Genomic DNA, 21,184 nt, shown 5'->3' with positions numbered 1-21,184 from the left:
CCTACCGGGATTTGTGGAAACCACTCGCGTTGATTTCTCCAACTTCTTTAGGGGAACAGCCAGCACTGCGGGAGAGATTAGTTCAATTATTGGTCCCTTTGGTGCAGGTAGCGAGCAGTTTTTACCATTAGGCAAACCTTTACCCTACGTCATCGGTTTCCAGAACCCCGCAGACAGCAGCAACAGACCAGGGGAAATCATCATCCGTAGCATTCTGGATAACAATTTAGATGCCCGTACCTTCCGCCTTGGTGATATTCAGATTGGTGGTCTTCCTATCCCAGTACCTGACAACGTTACCAACTACCAAACTAACATTGACCTCAGCCAAAGCCAGGGCTACATCCTGCAAGTGAGTGCGGGTGTGAGTGTCGTTAATAATGAAACTATAGCTAGTTGGGTATTCCGTGCTATCGACCCAGCCACAGGCTTACTAATTCCCGTTGGTGACATTGGCTTACTGCTGCCCAATAACGAAAATGGTGCGGGTGAAGGCTTCGTCAGCTATACAATCTTACCCAAGACACCGGCGACTGATCAGACTCAACCTATCTCCATTTCCGCCCAAGCAAGAGTTACATTCAACACATTGCCCCCGGATGACACCGCTACCCTCACCCATACCCTAGATGTGCGATCGCCTGAAACACAGTACCAGGTGATTGACTTACAACCCAACGCTGCTAGCCGCACCTATCAAGTGTCTTGGAGTGCCACCGACGAAACCGAAGGTTCTGGGGTGCAATCCTACAACATCTACGTAGCTGAAAAAGGCAGTAGCAATTACACAATTTGGCTGCGACAAACTACTGAAACATCTGGCGTTTTCCAAGGGGAAGCAGGTAAAGAATATAATTTCTTGGTATTAGCCACCGATAGAGCCGGCAACCAAGAAGCACCACCCGCAGGTGTGAGATTGCCAGATACCGGGGATACAACCAACCTGGGTAGCTTACCTGATGTTTCCACCACACCCATTGACCTGGGTACCTTACCCCCCAGAAATCCCAACGCCATCCCCGCCAACGAACTCTTCAAGCAAATTCAGACTACACCCAGTGCTAATTCCAGCACTCGTCCCTCGGAATTTGACAGAGTTTTAAGTCCCTTCCAGGCGGAATCTTTTGCAACGGGTATTCCTCAAAGTCATGGCAATATTGGGCCGATGGCGATCGCAATTCGCAATGATGGCTTTGTCATTGCCAGTGGTGGTGTTAATCGTAACCAATTATTCCTCCTCTCCCCCGCAGGTGGTCAAGTCGGTACACCCCTGATCACCTTACCCCATCCCATCTTTGACCTCGCCTTTGATAAGAACCGGCAATTCCTCTGGGCAACCACAGGCGGCGGCCCCTTACTGAAACTCAACGCCAACACAGGAGAATTGATTGAGTCCTATGCCTACTCCACAGGTATCACCCAAGCCTTAGCAATTCACCCCACCACTGGCGAGATTTATGTATCTTCTGGCGATGGTATTAAAGTATTTAACCCAAACAGTAAAACCTTCAGCCATTACAGTGATTTACGGGTGGGTAACTTAGCATTTGGCCCAGATGACAAGCTCTGGGGGGCAGTCTGGCCACAACGGGGTGAAATTGTCAACTTCACCGAAATCCGGGATATCACAGGTAGGCTAGTCCGTACCACACCGCAATTGATGGCGCGGTTTAATGATGCTGTCGATTCCATCGCCTTTGGTCAGCTGAACACTGAACTAGCAGGACTGTTGTTTATTTCCACCAACAACGGCGACCTGGAAGTAATTGACCTCGATAGTATGAGAACCCTCACCTTAGCTGAGGGTGGTAGCCGTGGTGACATCATCCGCACCACTAAAGATGGTCAGATACTACTGAGCCAGTCTGCCCAAATTGATATCCTTTCCCCCATTCGTCAACCCAGGGTAGCAGCCACCAATCCCCCAGATGATGCCCGTGTCACCTTACCCAACAGTACCCTGACTGTCACCTTCGACCAAGCTATGTTTGTAGGGGCGGCCACAGATAGCGCCTCAGTGTTAAACCCCAATAACTATCAACTGACTTGGTTGAATAGCGAAAACGTTATTCAAGGCAACATCCAACCCACCAGCGTCAGCTATAACGCCACCACCCGCACCGCCCAACTGGTATTTGATAACCTGATTCCTTCCCAGTATCAATTGCGTGTCAACGGTAGCGTCAGGAGCCAGAGAAATCAGCCCATAGGTGAGGATTATGTAACTGATTTCACTGCTATTTCTGACTTCCTGGCCAATGTAGACTTGCAGTTTATTAACACTCGCAGCGATCGCAACCAGGAAACCGCCTCCTGGGATGTCACAGTCAAGAATAAAGGTAGCTATGACCTAGTTGTACCTCTGGCTTTACTCCTTGATCCTGCCCAATCCTTCACCGGGGTAATTCCGGGACAGCGTACTGATTTGGGCTACCTCCTCGATTTGAGTGCTAGTCTACCTACTAATGGCATCCTCAGAGCCGGAGCAACCACCACCGCCCAAGTTATCACCGTCAATAACCCCGATCAGCTGCGAATAGCTTTTGCTGCTGGTATCTACACCCTACCAGGCGACAACCAAGCACCAGTTATCAACTCTCAACCCATCACCACCGCCTTAGTTGGTCAACAGTATCAGTATCAAGTCCAAGCCACAGACCCCGATGGCACAATTGCAGGCTACTTGCTGACTCAAGCACCAGCCAACATGGCCGTTAGTTCTCAGGGCTTAATTACTTGGCAACCACCAACCGGCACAGCCAGCAATACTAGAGTTACCTTGCGGGTTTACGATACTCGTGGCGGCTACGCGACCCAAAGCTTTAACTTACAAGTCCAAGGGGCTAACCGTTCACCCATCCTCTCACCTCTACCCACCCAAATTAACGGACAGGAAGGACAACTCATAGAACTTCCCATAGGTGCATCTGATCCAGATAATGATCGCCTATTATTCTGGATTAATAACCTACCACCAGGCGCAGTCTTCGACCCAGAAACCCGCTTATTTACCTGGACACCAGACGCAACGGCTGCGGGTACTTACGAAAACGTGCAGTTTGTCGTCAGTGATGGCAAACAACAGGTGAGCCAATCTGTCACCTTTGCCATTGCTCCAACAAATCAAGCACCTACATTAATTAACCCAGGCAATGCCTACGGCGGGCAAAGCCAACGCTCCATCCGCCAAGGAGAAACATTCATCCTGCGTCTAGCCGCCACCGACCCCGATGGGCAAACCCTAACCTACTTTAGTAACAATCTGCCGGCGGGAGCTACTATCAACCCTGTGACTGGTGTGTTTGAGTGGACACCAGGTTACAACCAAACCGGAATATTCAGGATTCCTTTCAGTGTCAGTGATGGGCAACTCACCACCACCCAAACCGTCAACATTGAAATTATCGATGTCAATGCTGCCCCTGTCTTTGACACTATTGGTAGATTACAGGTACAAGAAGGGCAACAACTCCGCTTCCGTGTCTTCGCCCTAGACCCAGACAACCCTGGTTACATCCCCCAAGAACGGCGCGACGATGGCACACTCACACCCCTCGAAGGTACAGAAGCCACTATTGAGTATGAAGCGGTAAATCTGCCCACAGGTGCAGACTTCGATGAAGACACAGGTATCTTCACTTGGACACCCAGCTTTAATGCTTCAACGCAGACATACTCGGTGAAATTCATCGCCAAGGAAATCGGCAACGGTCTCACCAGTGAGATGATTGTTCCCATCACTGTCCTGAACACCAACCGCCGTCCTGTTGTCACCCTGAAGACAGCAGATGGTCAACCAGTCAACATCAATCAGCCGATCGCACTCACCCGTAACCAGTCGCGCACTCTGGTATTTGAAGCAACTGATGCTGATGGCGACACCTTAGCATTAACAGCCAGAGATAGCAGAGGTCGAGTCTTCCCTGGTTTTGCCAACTTCATTGATTTGGGTATCGTTGATGGCAAACGCAGAGGTGAACTGATCCTAAATCCTAACTTTAGCGATCGCCCCGAAGATTACCTCTTCACCTTAAGCGCGGCAGAAGTCAACAACGGACTCAACAATCTCACCGAGGCAGTTAATTTTACTGTTTCCCTACTACCTTACATGAGTCCCATCGGTGCCAAAGCTGTGAAGGTAGGTAGTAACCTCAGCTTTGAGATTCCCGTCATTGCGCCGACGAATATATCCCTAGACTACACTTGGGAACTGAGTTCACCCTTACCCCCAGGTGCTAGCTTTACTACCAGTGCCGACAAACAAACAGGTCTCTTTAACTGGACACCAAACACCGCAGGTAGTACAGCCATTACCCTAACCCTCAAACACCCCAACGGCCAGGTACTAGATACACAAACCTTTACCATCAACGCCCGCACCGCCGATAACCTTGCGCCTAGCTTCTCGCCAATTAACTTAACTGCAACAGAAGGGCAACCATTAGATGTCTTCCTAGGGGAATTACTCAGCAATCCTGACGGGGATGCCCTCACATATACCATTTCTAACCTACCTGCTGGTGCGATTCTCAATCCCTTCACTGGTCGCCTACAATGGACACCCAGCTTCGCCTCTACCAGAGAAGTACCGCTACAACTAACTATCACTGATGGTAGCAATACATTTACAGGTGCGTTAAAGATTACGGTTGCAGACGTTAATCAACAGCCGATTCTCCTACCTTTACCACCACAACAAATCCGCGAAGGCGCACCCCTGCAATTTACCTTAGTCGGTGCAGATGGTGATAATGATCCGCTCAACTACACTGTGGTTTCCCAATTACCCACAGGGGCAGTATTTGATGCCACTACCCGTCAATTCCGGTGGACACCAGGATTCGGGCAAGCAGGTAAATACACCCTCACCTTTGCGGTAATTGATTCTCAGCAAGCAAGAGGGACTGTAGACGTAGAAATTAACGTTGAAAACGTCAATCGTCCGCCCAGTTTCAAGGATCTGTTTAATCGGACGGCTGTAGTTGGTAAAACACTAGAGTTTACTCTAGAAGGAGAAGACCCAGATAGCGGTACAACCCTCACCTACCAAGCAGAACGCCTACCCCAAGGTGCGATATTTAACAGCACCAGCCGTAAGTTTACTTGGCAACCCACCCCAGGACAGCTAGGAGATTACACCGTCGTCTTCAATGTTTCCGACGGTGAAACCACTACTACCCAAACCATTCTGATTCGTAGTCTACCCACCAGCACTGATTTACCGGTTCAGGTAGTAGTTACCCCCGGCTTCCCCGCCGTACCCAAGCAGCAAGTGTTAATTCAAGCTTCAGTAGATAGTCTGGCTGGTGTGGCGCGAGAAGATTTAGTCATCAAGGTGAATGGGAATCCCATCAACTCCCAAGCCTTGGGTAGAGCAGTATATGTACCCGATGCACCGGGAACCTACACCATTGAAATCACAGCCACAGACCGCGACGGACTCACAGGTAAAGCCACAGCCATCTTGAAGGTACGCGACAATAACGACACCACCGCCCCAGTTGTGGCATTAGATCCCGAACTGGCAGGATTGAAAATTATCAGCACAAAAGAGATTAGGGGGGCGATCGCCGACACTAACCTCGACACATGGCAAGTAGAACTCGCTCCCTACAACAGCAATAACTTTGTCACCCTGGCTACAGATGATGAGCAACGGCAAAACACCACTTTAGCCACCATCAACCCTGAAACCTTAGCCAATGGCTTCTATCGTCTGCGCCTCACTGCCGCAGATATCGGTGGACGCACCAGCCAGCAGGAAGTGATCATTGAAGTCAACAGTGCTAACAAACTTCAGTCACCCATCACCAGCACAGATTTAGCACAAATTAGCCTCGGTGGTGTCAATGTTAATTTAGTGCGGGTATACGATGCCCTCAACGTTGATAAATTTGGTAGCTTTGGTTACGGTTGGAGTTTAAGCAACATTGACACCAATCTACAAGTCAATCTCCCCGTAACCAACAGAGAAGAGTTTGGTAATTACAATCCCTTCAAACTTGGTACACGTTTATACCTCAACCTGCCCAACGGCACTCGCGGTGGTTTCACCTTCAGACCCCAAGCACAAGATATTGCTGGCGTTAAATACTACAAACCTGTTTGGGTAGCTGATAACGGGGTGAACTATACCCTAGCATCTACCGATACCTTGTTAATACGGGCAAGCGATCGCTTCTACGAAATCAACTCAGGTCAGCCATACAACCCAGCCAACCCCGCACTCCGAGGTACAGCCTATACCTTAACTGCTGCCAACGGCACCATCTACAAGTTAGATGGTAGGGGACGCATCACCGAACAAATCACCGATGGTAAACGGTTGTTCTTTAGTGATAGCGGTATCATTAGTTCCACAGGTGAAACTGTGCGCTTTGTCCGTGATGCCGCAGGGCGCATCGCCAAGATTACCGACCCCAACGGGCGTGAAGTAATTTACCAGTACGACAATAACGGCGCGTTGGTAAATGTGCGCCAACTGTATGCAGGTACATCTAGCCGTTATGGGTATTCTCTCACCCGTCCCCATGAATTAATTGCGATCGCCGAACCCAACAGCCCCACAGATTTGGGTACAGCGTACCGCTTCAACAACGCACCTGCCAAAGTTGGCGAAATCACAACAGCTGGGGAAGTAGACCAGTTTACTTTTACCATCCGTAATTCCGAACTGCGTTCCACCGAAAGCGGACTGGTATTAGTGGGCATAGAAATTACAGCGACCTCTGGCAACCTGAAACTAGCCGCACCAACTATTAATGGTCTCACACCTTTATCCACCCCTCGAATTTTTGCAGATGGTAAACGTGTCTATGCCTTGTATGCCATCGACCGTGAAGCGTTATACGCCATCAACATTCAAGGTGCAGACAATACCACAGGTGCATACAGCCTGAAGTTATTTATTGCTGGGGATGTCACAGGTAGTAACAATAGCCTCGACGAAACAGTTGATGGACGGGACTACCAAGCTTTACTCAATGCTTTGGGTACAACTAACAACGATATACGTAACAACCTACGCTATGACCTAGATGCTAGCGGTGAGGTAGATGCAGCCGACCTGGAAATTCTCGGACGCAACTTTGGTTTTGTTGCCAACACCCCACCAAGGATAGTTGCAGATCTGCCTGAGATTCTCACCCACACGAATTTAGAAGTTACCGTACCTCTGAGCAACTTGGTGACAGATGCCGAAGGTGATCCGATTTACTTCCGCACAGATGCCTTCAGCCGAGGTACTATTCGCCTCAGTCCAGATGGTAAGAGTATCATCTTTACCCCTGAAAAGGATTTTAGCTCTGCCACAGGAGCCAGCTTTAGTTTCATTGCTGATGAAGGGTTTAATGATTCTGCATCGGGAGTTATTGCTGTTAATGTTAGCAACGAACCTTTACAGAGAATTAGATTTGGACAACGCCAAATCCAACTAGAACCCAATAATAGTCAGCGTTTACAGTTCTTTGGCGATTTTGCCGATCAACAAAATGTTGCCTTACCCTTCTCTTATCTAAATCTCAATGTAGAAAATAGTGTGATCGCTACCTTAAATGAAGGTATCATCACTACTCTTAGCCAAGGTGTCACCACCATCCAAGCCAGTAAGAACGGCATCTCTGCAATTACCAATCTAGTCTCCGGTTTCCCCCGCACCCGTAATCAGCAGTTACTTTTGGTGCAAGGTATAGATCCCCTACCCGATAGTGTTTTACTCAGTGGTATCGGTGCTACACAGCAACTCAAAGTTCTCTTTGGGGAAACAGACCTCACCACTGCTACCCAAGGCACTCGCTATTTCTCCAGTAACCCCAACGTCATCCAAGTCGAGGAAAATGGACAAATTATCGCCAAAGGATTAGGTAGTGCGGAAGTAACTATCATTAGTGGTGCAGCCGAAGCCGTCATTCCTGTGCGTGTGGAAGCACCTCAAGGCTCAACCTCACCCATTGGTAGCCAAGGCGGTATCCTCACCGATAATAGTGGCGTAACCCTAGCGATTCCAATTAATGCCCTGGCCGCAACTACCAATATCGCCATTACACCCCTCACCCTCAATCAATTTAATCTGCCCCTAGTTGAACCTTTTAGCTATGTTGATAGTTTCCGGCTAAATCTCGGCAATCAAATTTTCCGCCAAGCCGCGCAGTTGAAAGTCGCCGTTCCTCAAACAATTCCAGTAAATTCCGAACTTTTCATTTATCAAGCCGGCACTTCACCAGATGCCAATGGTACTCTTGTTCCTACTTGGTTCCTAGTTGATACGGCAATTGTAGGGGCAGATGGTTTTGCCCAAACTGGTACTAATCCCTTCTCCACAGGTATTTATGAATCAGGTGACTATTTAATTGCCTATGCTCCACCAAATACCATAGGCAAAGTCCGGGGTAGAATTGCTTTTGCTAATCCCTTTGCCATTACTACCCAAGAGTTCCAAATTGGCGCAGAGGTTTCACTAGGAGACGATACCCCACAAACTATCCAGACCTTTGCCACTTTTAGTAAATTAGCAACGGATGTTGAAGTCGAACCAACCCCCGACGAGAAAAAACTATACTTCAAACTCAGATTTGCTCAATTTACTGTCGGTTTCCTCAGAGGAGAATATTTTGAACTGCCCTTACCCCAGAATATTCGCAGGATAGAACTAACGGAAGTTCCCCTAGAAGGATTACCCCGTGTCACCAGTACAGAAGTACAAATTCAACCCAATGCAGTTAATACCTTTGCTACCTCATTCAATAACATAGTTTTGGGGCCAGATCATCCCAGTGCTGCTCCACAAATTGACGAAATTTCCGTAGAGATAGCCGAAGTTAACGGGGTGACTCGTTCAGTGGTGAAGCTGGTAGGTGAACGCTTCCGGTATCAAAATATTATTGGCGATGTCATTTTTACCGAAAAACATACAGGTACTCAGGTAATCCAAACGGGTAATGAAGTGCAGTTCTCGGTAGAAGGTGATAAAGAAGTTCTCCGCGCTATCATTCCCCAAAAGTTAGCTGTAGGCAATTCAACAATCCAAGTTAAACGCACTCAGCCTTCTTTGCGTGAAGGTTTACCACCGATCGCACCTCCAGCCCTTAGCCCAACTGTAGAGATTGCCGCCCGTCCCAGTTACATCTTTGGGGCATTGGTGAGTGTTGATCAACAGGTAGTAGCCATTAATCAAACTACTCGTCAACAAGTAGCCCGGATTCCCATATCTGTTACTAATTCGACATTTGTTGTTGCCAAAGACACCATCGTTACACCAGATGGTACACGGGTGTATGTACCATTCTACGATCCAGCCGGCTTTAGTTCTGGGGTGGCAGTCATTGATGCGATCGCCCTGCAACAAATTGATGTCGATCCCAGCACTGCCGCAATCGATGTCATCTCCTTGGGAACAACCAATCGTCCCAACCGTATCGCCGTTGATCCTCAAGGACGCTTTGCTTTTGTCTCCGATGAGGAAGCTGGTACTATCTACCAAATTGACATCGATCCTAATGATACCCAGCCCTACTCTGCCAAATACAATAGCGTTCTGGCTAATATTGGCGATATCTTTACCACTGCCCCTGTTGGTTTGCGTGGACTAGCAGTTAACAAGGCTGGCGATCGCCTGTTTGTAGCGGCTCCTGGTCGTACCGCCTTCGGTAATACCCGTACTCAACCCAACAACATAGACTACATCCATGTCTTCAACATTAATCCCAACGACCGCGATAACTATCGCCAGTTGATAGGTTCAATTTTGGCGGCTCCTCCTGGGGTAGCGGGAACAGAGGTAATGGAAATTCAGGCTACCCATGACCCCAATATCATCACCTTCACCAATCGACGCTTAGATGATTACGGGGTAGGCATTCTCAAAAATGTCAATGGCAACGTCAGTGATATTAACGTTAGTCACATTCCCTTCAACCTCCTACCGCCAAAACAATATCCTGACTTAGCACCCCTGTTTAGCCCACCAGGCGAAAACCTGTTGTTCGACTCCTTTGATGTCAACAGCGCCCAAGCGATCGCCATTCTCCCAGCCAATACCTTAAAATTCACCGACGCTGACCCCAACCATCCCACCTTTGCCTTTGTCAGCGCCTTTAACCTGTTTGCCCCTGACTCTCCCAGCCGTAACCCCGACCATCCTCGTCGCCGGCTAGGGGTTCCTGGCGGTAGCAATATTGCCATCATTTCCAACCCCTTTGGTAATCCAGGTGAAGGCCCGACCCAGGTAGTCGCTGCTACTCGTCCTATTCCTTTGGGCTTCATGGATAACCTAGTTCTCTCTGAAGATGGACAGTTTCTATTTGCTGCCTATGGGGGTGTAAATTCCGTCTTTGTCTACAACGTTAAAGAAATCATTACAGATATTGGATTGCATGAACGCCTCTACTTTGAAGGTAAGGTAGATCCTCGTCTCAACTTGATTCGGTTACCCATCAACAACCAAACCACAACTGTCAACAATGGAGAAATTATTGTCCTTGAACAGCCCAATTACACCATAGATATCAACGCTGATTACCGCTTAGACATTCCCTTCAGACCGCCCAACCGACCCAACGACCCCCTCGTCTTCAGAAACTTTGCCTCTGCCTTCAGCCCCATTGGTACGGGTAATGTCCGAGGGTTGTCTACCCAATCAGAACCAGTTGTTCCCCTAGAACTCCAGTTATACAGCATCCGCAACCCCTTACCGCCCCAACTACCAACCCCCCTACCCACACCCACCCCAGGAACACCCATAGCTGGAGATAGTACACGTCGCATTCATTTATACACCCGTATTGATCCAGTGAATCGCCAAGTGGCGATCGGGGAAGGTTACTTCACCTTTGCTGTGAATAAGAAAGCGCGTGTCAGCCTCCGCATTCAAGGTGCTGTGGCTCAAGGTCTGCAACTCATTGACCCCGTAACCCGTAACACTACAACCATCAATTCCCTAGATAATGTCGAATTTGGCCCAGGTGTGCATTACCTGTTAATACAACCAATTGGACAATTTGGCACTCCAGGAGAATATAACTTTGTCCTCACCGCTACAGATGAAGATGGTAACACAGTTACAACCACAGGAGTCATTGACCACGAAGTAGAAATCAATAACAGTTTCCCCATTGGTCAAACTGTTGTTAAAGGTGTCAACCTGTGGAGTGGACATCTGACCACCACCTCCCAAGATGTGGTCATACCTGGACGGGGTTTATCTCTTGACTTCTCGCGCACATATAGCAGTGCAGGTGATTCTAGTCGCGGCCCCCTTGGTGCTGGGTGGACTCACAATTACAATGTGCGTTTAATTGGAGACAAATTTGGCAACCTCACCGTAGTCGGTGGAGATGGTTCAGGTAATACCTTTGCAATTAATAGTGGACATTTTGACCCAGTACGCGCCCGCTTACTCGGACTACCAGAAGGTGCGCGATTCTTTGACCCACAACCAGGCTACCACTCACTCTTAGTACAGCCTGACCCCACAGTTAATGTCTTTGACTTCTACACTAAATCTCACATCCGCTATCGTTTCGAGCAAAATGACATTCAACCATTCCTCTCTGGGCTAAACTTTAACCTCAAGTTTATTGAAGACCCCAATGGTAATCGCATTGAATTGTATTACGATCGCACCGACCATAATTGGAACAGTCTTCCCGATACCCTCAAGTACAAAATCGATAGCGACTACAACACCCTAGATGTGATCCGTGATAGTTCCGGTCGCGCCTTAATTCTCAAATACGACACCATTTTCTTTGACCAACGCATCACTAGCGTCACAGGCTACAACCCCGACCCCAATAATATCGACCTGTACGATTTATACATCGATTATGATTACGATAATTTTGGTAATCTTACCAAAGTTGAACGTGTGGGTACATTGCCTAGTGAAACCCGCATTGAGAAGTATAAATATACCCCAGGCGATGCACGCACAGGACATAATTTAATTGCCTATACAGACCCCAACGGCAACACAGTTGAATACAGCTATTACGAAACTGGAGATTCCCTGAGCTTTGGGGACATTGATTCGGCCTTCAGCATCCGTCCCTATGAATTTGTCAAGGAGGTCAGAGAACCCAGCACAAATGATCATTCATCTCCCATCATTAAATTCACCTACGATTTATTAGGGAACAAGCGCACCGTTACCGACCCCAGACTAAATGTTGCCCCAACAGTTTATACTCTCAACAGCTACGGCGCAGCCGTGAAGATTGAAGAACCTCTGGGTAAAGTAACTCTCAGGGAATGGGCAACACCGGATAATCCTCAAGATCCAACTATTGTTCCAGGAACCCGCTTCCGTCCTGGTGTGGATGTTGTCCTTGTTTCCGAAACCGATGCTTTAGGACGTAAAATTTCCTATCGCTATGACGCGCAAGGCAATGTGATTGAGGAGAAGATCGACTTCTCCGCTATGGCGGGTTACACTCCTGTTCTCAACAAACAAGGTCAGCCTGTAGATCACATCATCACGCGCTACACTTACGACCCCATCTTCAACAAGATGACCAGTAAGACCGATGCGGAAGAGAATACAACCATTTTTGTGATCGATAGTCCGGCTTTTGCCTTGCCGGATGGGGTCGAACTACCTACAAGCGTGCCTCTACCAACTGGACGCACAGGTAATTTGCTGGCTGTTGTGGATGCCGAAGGTAATTTTGTCCAATATCAATACGCTGAACGCGGTCGAGTTTATAACGGTGTCTATGGTGCAGGTGACTTGATTAGTGTTACCGACCCACGCGGCCGAGTGACAAAATATTTACGTTACGACCAGTATGGCAATCCTATTGTCATTGAAGATGCTCAAGGCAATCAGGTCACAAGGGTATTTGACGATCGCAGTCGCTTAAAGTCCATTACTGATACCTCTGGACGGAAGGTAGAGTATGATTACGATTCCCTAGATCGGCAAATAGAAAAACGGCAAATTGATACTCTCTACGGCTTAACCTCCCAGATAGAACAGTATGAATATTTACCACAAGGTCAACTGCGGCAAGTCATTGACGGTTTAGGTCAGGTGACAGAATACGCATACGATGCCCTCAACCGCCGTATCCGTCAAACTGAATTAGACATTCTACAAGCAGACGGTTCTAAGCAAAATTTAACTATTGAGTATCGTTACGATGCCGTCGGTAATATGGTCTTGCAAACAGACCCCCGTGGTGTCGTGCGTCAGTACACTTATGACGCGCTCAATCGCCTGCAAAATATCCGCATTCTTGGCAGGCCATCAGGCACAGGTGTAGGTATTAACAGCGTGATTGCCTCCTACGGCTATGACCTACTTAATAACAGATTATTTGAGGTCAATCTGAACGGCGATCGCACTGACTTCCGTTATGATCGTCTGTATCGTGTGGTGACGACTGAGTTACCCTTTACCGATAACCAATTCGGTACAGGCAAAGCCACAGTTGATATTCAATACGACCGCGTGGGTAATATTCTGCGGCAAACTGATGCTAATGGTAACGCCACTACCTTTACCTACGATCAGATTTACCGTCTCCTCAGCACTACCGACGCAGATAACAACAGCATCGAATATCGCTACGATGCCAACAGCAACATTGTCCAAACTATCCGTAAGAGTAACGATGTTGTTACCCATATTGTCACGATTGACGATGGTAAAACCATTGCTGATGGTTTAAATCGCCCTACTACGGTGCAAGAACTTGTTTACTTAGGCGACCCCAGCAATCCTAATACCCCCACTGTCACCTATACAACCAGTTATCTCTACGATGACAAGAATAATCGTCTGGTTGTGACTAATCCCCGTGGTTTTAAAACCGAAATTCTCAACGACGGACTTAATCGCCTCTACCGTCAGGTACTAGATTTTGGCGGACTTAACTTAATCACTGAATATACCTACGATGCCAACGGCAATGTCGTCACAATCAAAGACCCCCAAGGCTATGATGAGCAAGGTAATAATACAGCGCGTGATGTTGATGTTACCTACACCTACGATGGACTCAACCGCCGGATTCAAGCCGCATATTTGTTAGGTTTGACGGAAACCTTTGTTTACGATCAAAATAATAACCTGATTAAATATGTTGATCAGCGCGGCATCACATTTACCTCGGAATACGACAACCTCAATCGTGTCCTTCAGCAAAATGTCCGCGAAACTATTAGCAATGGTGGCGAATGGTTAGCCCTGGCAAAATATGAATACAATGATCCACAAAACAAGGTTGTAGAAATTGATGCCAATGGCAACCGGACTGAGAAATTCTTTGACGCACTAGGTCGCCCCAGTAAGTTAGTTGATCCTCTCGGATTTACCGTCACCTATGCCTACGATGGTATGAATCTGCGTCGCCAAACTGATAAAAAAGGTCATGTGACGGAATACTTCTACGATGCAATTAACCGTCCAACTCGCATTGATGAATATGACAACCAAGGCGTATTCCAAACACGAGTAACAACGGTTTATGAAGATGAGAAGAATCGCATACTTAACATCGACCGTCGCGGTATTACAACCATTAACCAAAATGATTCCAGAGGACGTTTAGTTGAATTAAGTCGCCAGCATCCCGACCTTTTAGACCGCTACAACACAAATACTGTTGTTCTAGCAACCCATGCCTACGACGGCAACAACAACAAAGTTAGGTCAATTGATGCTCAGGGTAATATCACCACCTACGAGTATGACGGTGCAGACCGAATGACTCGTATGACGGAAGGCTTCAATTCTCCAGTAGCAGCAGTAACAACTTACACCTACGACCGAGTAAATAATTTACTGACCGTGAAAGATGCCCGTGAGCATGGTGGCAGCTTTGACGTACAGTACACTTACGATTCTCGCTATCGCCGGATTCGCCAAACCAATGCTGAAGGTGAAACAACTACCTATACTTTTGATGGTAATGATAACGTTCGTAGCATTACTGAACCATTGGGTCAAGATTATACCACCTTCTACCGCTACGATGAACTCAATACCCTGTTGTCAGTTGATGAACAACGCGGTGGTATTGGCGGCATTACCTATTATTTCTACGACGGCAACCGCAACAAGATTGCTCAACAGGATGCCAATGGCAATCTCGTCACCTATAAGTATGATGCTCTTAACCGCCTGACAGATTTCTACCAGCACTATGTACCCGGCACAATCGATACTAATACGGTGCGCGGTAACAACCCCCGTGGCACTAACTTTAACCCAGGTGGCAATCAGGCTACAGCACTACACTGGCAGTATGGTTATGACCCGAACAACAACCAAGTTCTGACCATTGATGCCAACAGTCAACGCGTTGAGAGCATCTACGATTACCGCGATCGCCTCCGTAGTGTTATCTACAGCAATCATCTCAACCCGAATCTGGACTACCAGATGCAGTCATTGACTTACGAGTATGATGCCAATAACAATCCGATTACAAAGACAGAGGTGAAACGGGTTGGTGGCACAAATATTACGGAAACTTACAACTATGTCTATGACAAATTAGATCGTCTGCAAAGTTCGACTAATTACGACAACAAAACGATTCAGTATCAGTACGACAAACAAGGCAACCGCACACAAATCATTGATCCTGACGGCATCATTACCCGCTACAACTATGACCAACGTAACCGTTTAATTGCAGCCATTACGGAAGATGGCACAACTGTTTATCAGTACCATCCCGACAGCTTACTCAAGGCAATTATTTATCCCAATGGCGCGATCGCTGATTACAGTTTCGCCAATGCCTATGACAAAGCCGACCGCCTCACCCGTTTCGTTAACCATACTGGCACAGTCGGCAATGTGTCGGGCATACTTTCCCAGTACGAGTACACCTACGACGATAACAGTAACCGGATTCGCCAAGTAGAAACCCAGCGTGATATCAACGCTGGACAGTCAGAAGTAACAACTTACACCTATGACCGTCTCAACCGCTTAGTAGAAGTAACCTATGGCAGTAAGAGCAAGGTTGGCTACACCTATGCTAAGAACGGTAGCCGTCTCACAGAAACTACCCAGGATTTAGCAACTAATGCTACAGTTACGCAAACATACACGTATGACCGGATCAATCGTCTGCGGAGCATAACCAATAGTACCAATGCTGCTCAAAGCGTTGCCTTTGACTACGATGACAACGGCAACCGCATTTCTAAAACAGTTGGTACAGTCGCCACAACCTTTGATAGCAATGGCAACCCGATTACAGTAATTCTCAATCCCAGTTCGAGTTTGACCTATGAATACGGTATCCGCGACGAATTGCTGCGTACTCCTAACTTAAATGGTGGTTTTGTCACCTTTGATTACAACAGCGATCGCCTACGGGTGAAGAAGAAAACAGCCACAGGAGAAACCCGCTATCTCTACGACCAAAATGCCACATTAGTTGAGTACGACAGCAACCGCAACACCACAGTTAAATACAACTACGGCTATGCGCTGCTCTCCTTGACAGATGTAACTGTTCCCGGTAGCACCAATGCTAGCGATCGTCAAAGCCAGTTTTACCACTACGATGGCTTAGGCAGCACAGCCAACCTCACTAATGAGTCGGGCAACCTGCAAATTAGCTATCAGTATGACGCTTGGGGCAACATCCGCACTCAAGTAGGTCAGTCGGTGAACCGGAAACAATACACAGGTCACTATTTTGACAGTGAAACAGATTTACATTACTTCGGGGCGCGTTACTACGACGCAGACACCGGCTTATTTATTAGCCAAGACCCATATTTAGGTGATATCAACACACCACCGAGTTTACACCGTTACTTATACGCCTATGCCAACCCTCTGCGCTACGTTGATTTAACCGGATATAGCTCAGTAGAAGCCAATACCAAGCCTTGGTTTATGCAAGATTTCAACACAGAATCTAACCCAGGCAGACGGTTACTTTACGATCACTGGCGCGAACAACAGAAATTGGATTATCAAAGAAAAATCGATGAATACAACCACAGAGAATTAGTTGCCACTTGGCAAGAACAACAGCGTGAGAAAGAAAAACGAGAAGGGACTGTAGGCGAGCAATTGATCTCTGTATTAGATGGCTGGTCAAATAGTGTAGCCTTATCTGGGAATGCCGGAACATTAGAAGCTTTTGGGGCGTTTGCTGTAGACATTGCCACGGGGCCTGCCAGAATTGCACTCTGGTTATTCGGTGATGTAGGCAAGGGTACGGGTACATTATGGGGTAAACTCGACACCCCCGCAGGTGAAGCGGCAACCTTCTGGGATTATTTAGGAGCGGCATTAGATGTTGTGGATATTGCTACAACCATTATTGGTGCGCCTAAGTTAGCGACAGCGATCGCTAAAAAAGTAGCTCCTATCACTCGTACAGCCACCCAAGCAGTTAGTCAAGTAGCTGAACAAATAGGTAGGAAAACAACAACAGTAGGTGAAAAGATAGCAGCATCCCAGATTTTTGAAGGAGTTGAAAGTCGTACAGTATTAAAAGTTACCGATAAACCTAACCTTCCCAATCAATCAAGAATATCTACTCCTATTAATCAGACTTCTAGCCCCACAACACTAGCAAATATTCCAGAGCCTCTAGACCCATCTTTAGTGAGACTTATTGAAACCCAAAGTAATCTTCAAAACATGAAGGTTGATAGAGTAGCGGAATTTTTGACTGCTCCGCGACAGTTTCGCCATCGCCTCACCTCAGATATGCCTATGGCATCTTATGCAAGAATCGAAAAGGAAGGTATGCGCCTATCAACAGGTGCAAAGGCTCACTATGGTGAAGGAGTCTACGCTTGGGAAGCAGGACAACCAGGAGTTGGTGGACAATACATTGATTTTGAAGCTCTCCCTGGAACGGCTGTTGAAAGATTACAGTTTCCAGATGGCAGGTTCTGGTATAGATTGGTTCCAGAATCTGGAAATAACTTACCTATCAGAATAGTTGGTAGCAATCTATCTCCAGAAGAAATTGCAATGGGACGAAGGATGATTGCTGATCAAAAGGGAAGTGTACTTGGAGTAGAAGCTAGTATTCTTAATCTGGATTCCTCTACACTAATTGCAGCCATTGATACCTGGACAAAAATTATTGATTTTATTAGTCCATTGCAATTAACAGTTAAAGTCCAAGAACTACCTGAAAACTCGATTGGACAGGCTGAGATTAAGCAAGTCAATCAATTGAGATGGGTAACATCAGGCACAATATTGTTAGACAATGATGCTGCGGGAGTTGGCTGGTTTGTAGATACCAAACCCTATGCAGGAGTCGAATTTAGTAGACAGTTGGGTAGTAATGTCACCCAGGCACTTGCAGGTTCTGCTGCCTATGGTAAATATGACCTCTACACAGTTTTGTTGCATGAACTAGGCCATATCTTCGGCTTTGACGCAAATAACAACCGCTTCCAGCAATTCCTCACTACAGAAAACGGTTCTCCTGTATTTACCACAGCCGACGGCACAAAAGTTACACTCTCTGCTGATGGCAATCATATCAGCGACACCGCACACCCAGAGCAATTAATGAATGCTTACTTGGCTCCTGGCGTGCGTCGTCTTCCTGGTGAACTGGATATTAAGGTAATTCAAAGTGTACGTGGTTCTCAGCCTGTAGCTAATGTCCTGCCCACTGTTACAAATTTGACTCAGTTACCTGTGACTTCTGTATCTGAGTCACCCATACCCGTTGAACAACAACTGGATTTACCGCAGGTTGTAGCTGTTAATACCCAAACTACAACTACTGCTAACTCTGCGATCGCCAATACTATCATCAACGGTGACTTTGCGATCGCCAATGGCAACGGTTTCGGCTGGACAACCCAAGGCGCAGCTAGTGTAGTCAACGGTCAAGGTGTCCTAGAAGAATCGGCATTCCAGCAATCTCGCTTTGCCCAAACCTTCACCATCCCCCAAGGCTCACAAACTCTGCAATTCCAGTTACTCAATGTCAACCTGGAGCAAACAGCTAACAATCCGGCTGATGCTTTCGAGGTGGCTTTACTCAACCCCACCAGTAAGACTGCACTCATCAAACTCAATGACCTCAGCAACACCGATGCACTGCTGAATATCCAACCTTTTGGGCAGAACCAAGGCAAGATTTACTACAACGCCAACTTTGTGCAAATTAGTGGCGTAGGTGCATCTGGTAGTGTCATCTCTCTCAACACACCACTCACAGTTAATATCAACCTCAGCAGTTTCGCTGTGAATGGTTCTACCCCCGCCACCTTATACTTTGACCTGTTAGGTTTTGGCGATCGCGATGCCAAAGTTACCATTGACAACGTAGCCTTTATTACTGGTGGCAACCTACCACCCGTAGCCGTCAATGACCAAGTAACCACCAATGAAGACTCAGCAGTAACCATTCCCGTCCTAGCTAACGATAGTGACAGTGATGGCACTTTAGATACAACAACTATAGCGATCGTAGATGATGCCCAAAATGGAATCATCCAAGTCAACCCAGACGGCACAATCACTTACACACCCAACGCCGATTTTAACGGCAGTGACAGTTTCACCTACACCGTCACAGATAATGCTGGTGCAATTTCTAACCCAGCAACAGTGACAGTCACAGTCAACCCAGTCAATGATGCACCAGTTGCTAGCAATGACACCATCGCCGTCAATCAAGGTACATCTATAAATATCCCTGTTTTAGATAACGACAGCGATAGTGATGGTAGTTTGGATATGGGTAGTGTAGCGATCGCCTCACAACCCAGCAACGGTACAGTCATAGTCAACGATGACGGCACCGTTACCTACACCCCCAACACAGGTTTTGCTGGCGATGATAGCTTTACCTACACCGTCAAAGATAACCAAGGTGCAATCTCGAATTTCGCCACTGTCAGCATCACGGTTAACCCCAGCAATAACATTGCACCAGTTGCTAGCAATGACAGCATCGCCGTCAATCAAGGTACATCTATAAATATCCCTGTCTTAGACAACGACACTGATAGCGATGGTACTTTGGATAGCAGTAGTGTAGCGATCGCCTCTTCTCCCAGCAACGGTACAGTCATAGTCAACGATGACGGCACCGTTACCTACACCCCCAACACAGGTTTTGCTGGCGATGATAGCTTTACCTACACCGTCAAAGATAACCAAGGTGCAATCTCAAATGTCGCCACTGTCAGCATTGAGGTAAATAACTTATCCCCAGTCATCACTGAGATTACTGGCGACACCAACCTCAATGAAGGTGACACTGGTATCTTTAGCGTCATTGCAACCGACCCAGGTAACGACACTCTCACCTACAGATGGAGTTTTGGCGATAATAATCAAACTGTCACGGGTCAAACTGTACAACATACCTTTGCAGACAATGGTGAGTATATCGTTACCCTAACCGTCACTGATGCTTATGGTGCAACTACGACTCAAACCTTTACTGTGACAGTTGCCAACATTGCACCTATAGTCAATGCAGGGGCAGATCAAACAGTTACTCAAGGTTCATTAGTCAGTTTTGCAGGTCAATTCACCGACCCTGGTATCCTAGATACCCATACAATTGAATGGGACTTTGGGGATGGTAATACAGCCACAGGTACACTTAACCCCAGCCATCGCTATGAACGTGATGGTAGCTATACAGTCACCCTAACTGTTACTGACAAAGATGGTGGTAGAACTCAAGATACTTTACAGGTAATTGTGAATACTCAACTTCCTAAACTCACAGTTGATGATGTCACCGTTAACACAGATGAGCAAAACAATACCTTTGCCTTATTTACTGTCAGATTATCAGCACCCAGCAATCAACCAGTCTCCTTCAACTTCAACACTAGCGATGGCACAGCCAAAGCAGGCGTAGATTATACTGCTAGCACTGGTAATCTCACCTTTGCCGCCGGAGAAACAATCCAGACAATTAAGGTAATGTTGAATCAACCGAAAGCCGGAGACATTAACCGTGATGGCAAGATAGATCAAGCTGATATGAATTTGTTATTAGCAGCACGTAATCAACCAGCCACTGCACCACAGCCAACCAACAAGGATTTCTCCCTCAATATTGGTAACGTCACCGGTGCAATTCTCGATGATAGCCTTGGTGTAGCAACGCTGTTTGGTACTCAAACTGATGCACGCGATTTAGATGGTGATGGCATGATTACAGTCCTTGATGCACGGAAACTAGCTTTGATTATCCGTTCTCAGGGTTAG

General features: G+C 47.1%; 1 protein-coding gene (cut by a window edge). It reads left to right on the top strand.

Annotated elements, in window-relative coordinates; translation table 11 throughout:
- Positions 1-21,184 carry the 3' portion of a tandem-95 repeat protein gene (locus NOS7524_RS15830; protein WP_015139489.1) on the top strand. It extends 11,084 nt beyond the left edge of the window, so 21,184 of the gene's 32,268 nt are visible here — the last part of the coding sequence; its start codon lies beyond the left edge, outside the window; the stop codon is at positions 21,182-21,184.

This window comes from Nostoc sp. PCC 7524, assembly GCF_000316645.1.
In the GTDB taxonomy this organism is placed as follows: Bacteria; Cyanobacteriota; Cyanobacteriia; order Cyanobacteriales; family Nostocaceae; genus Trichormus.
Note: the sequence above shows the minus strand (reverse complement) of the source record. Positions and strands in the feature narration are given on the sequence as shown.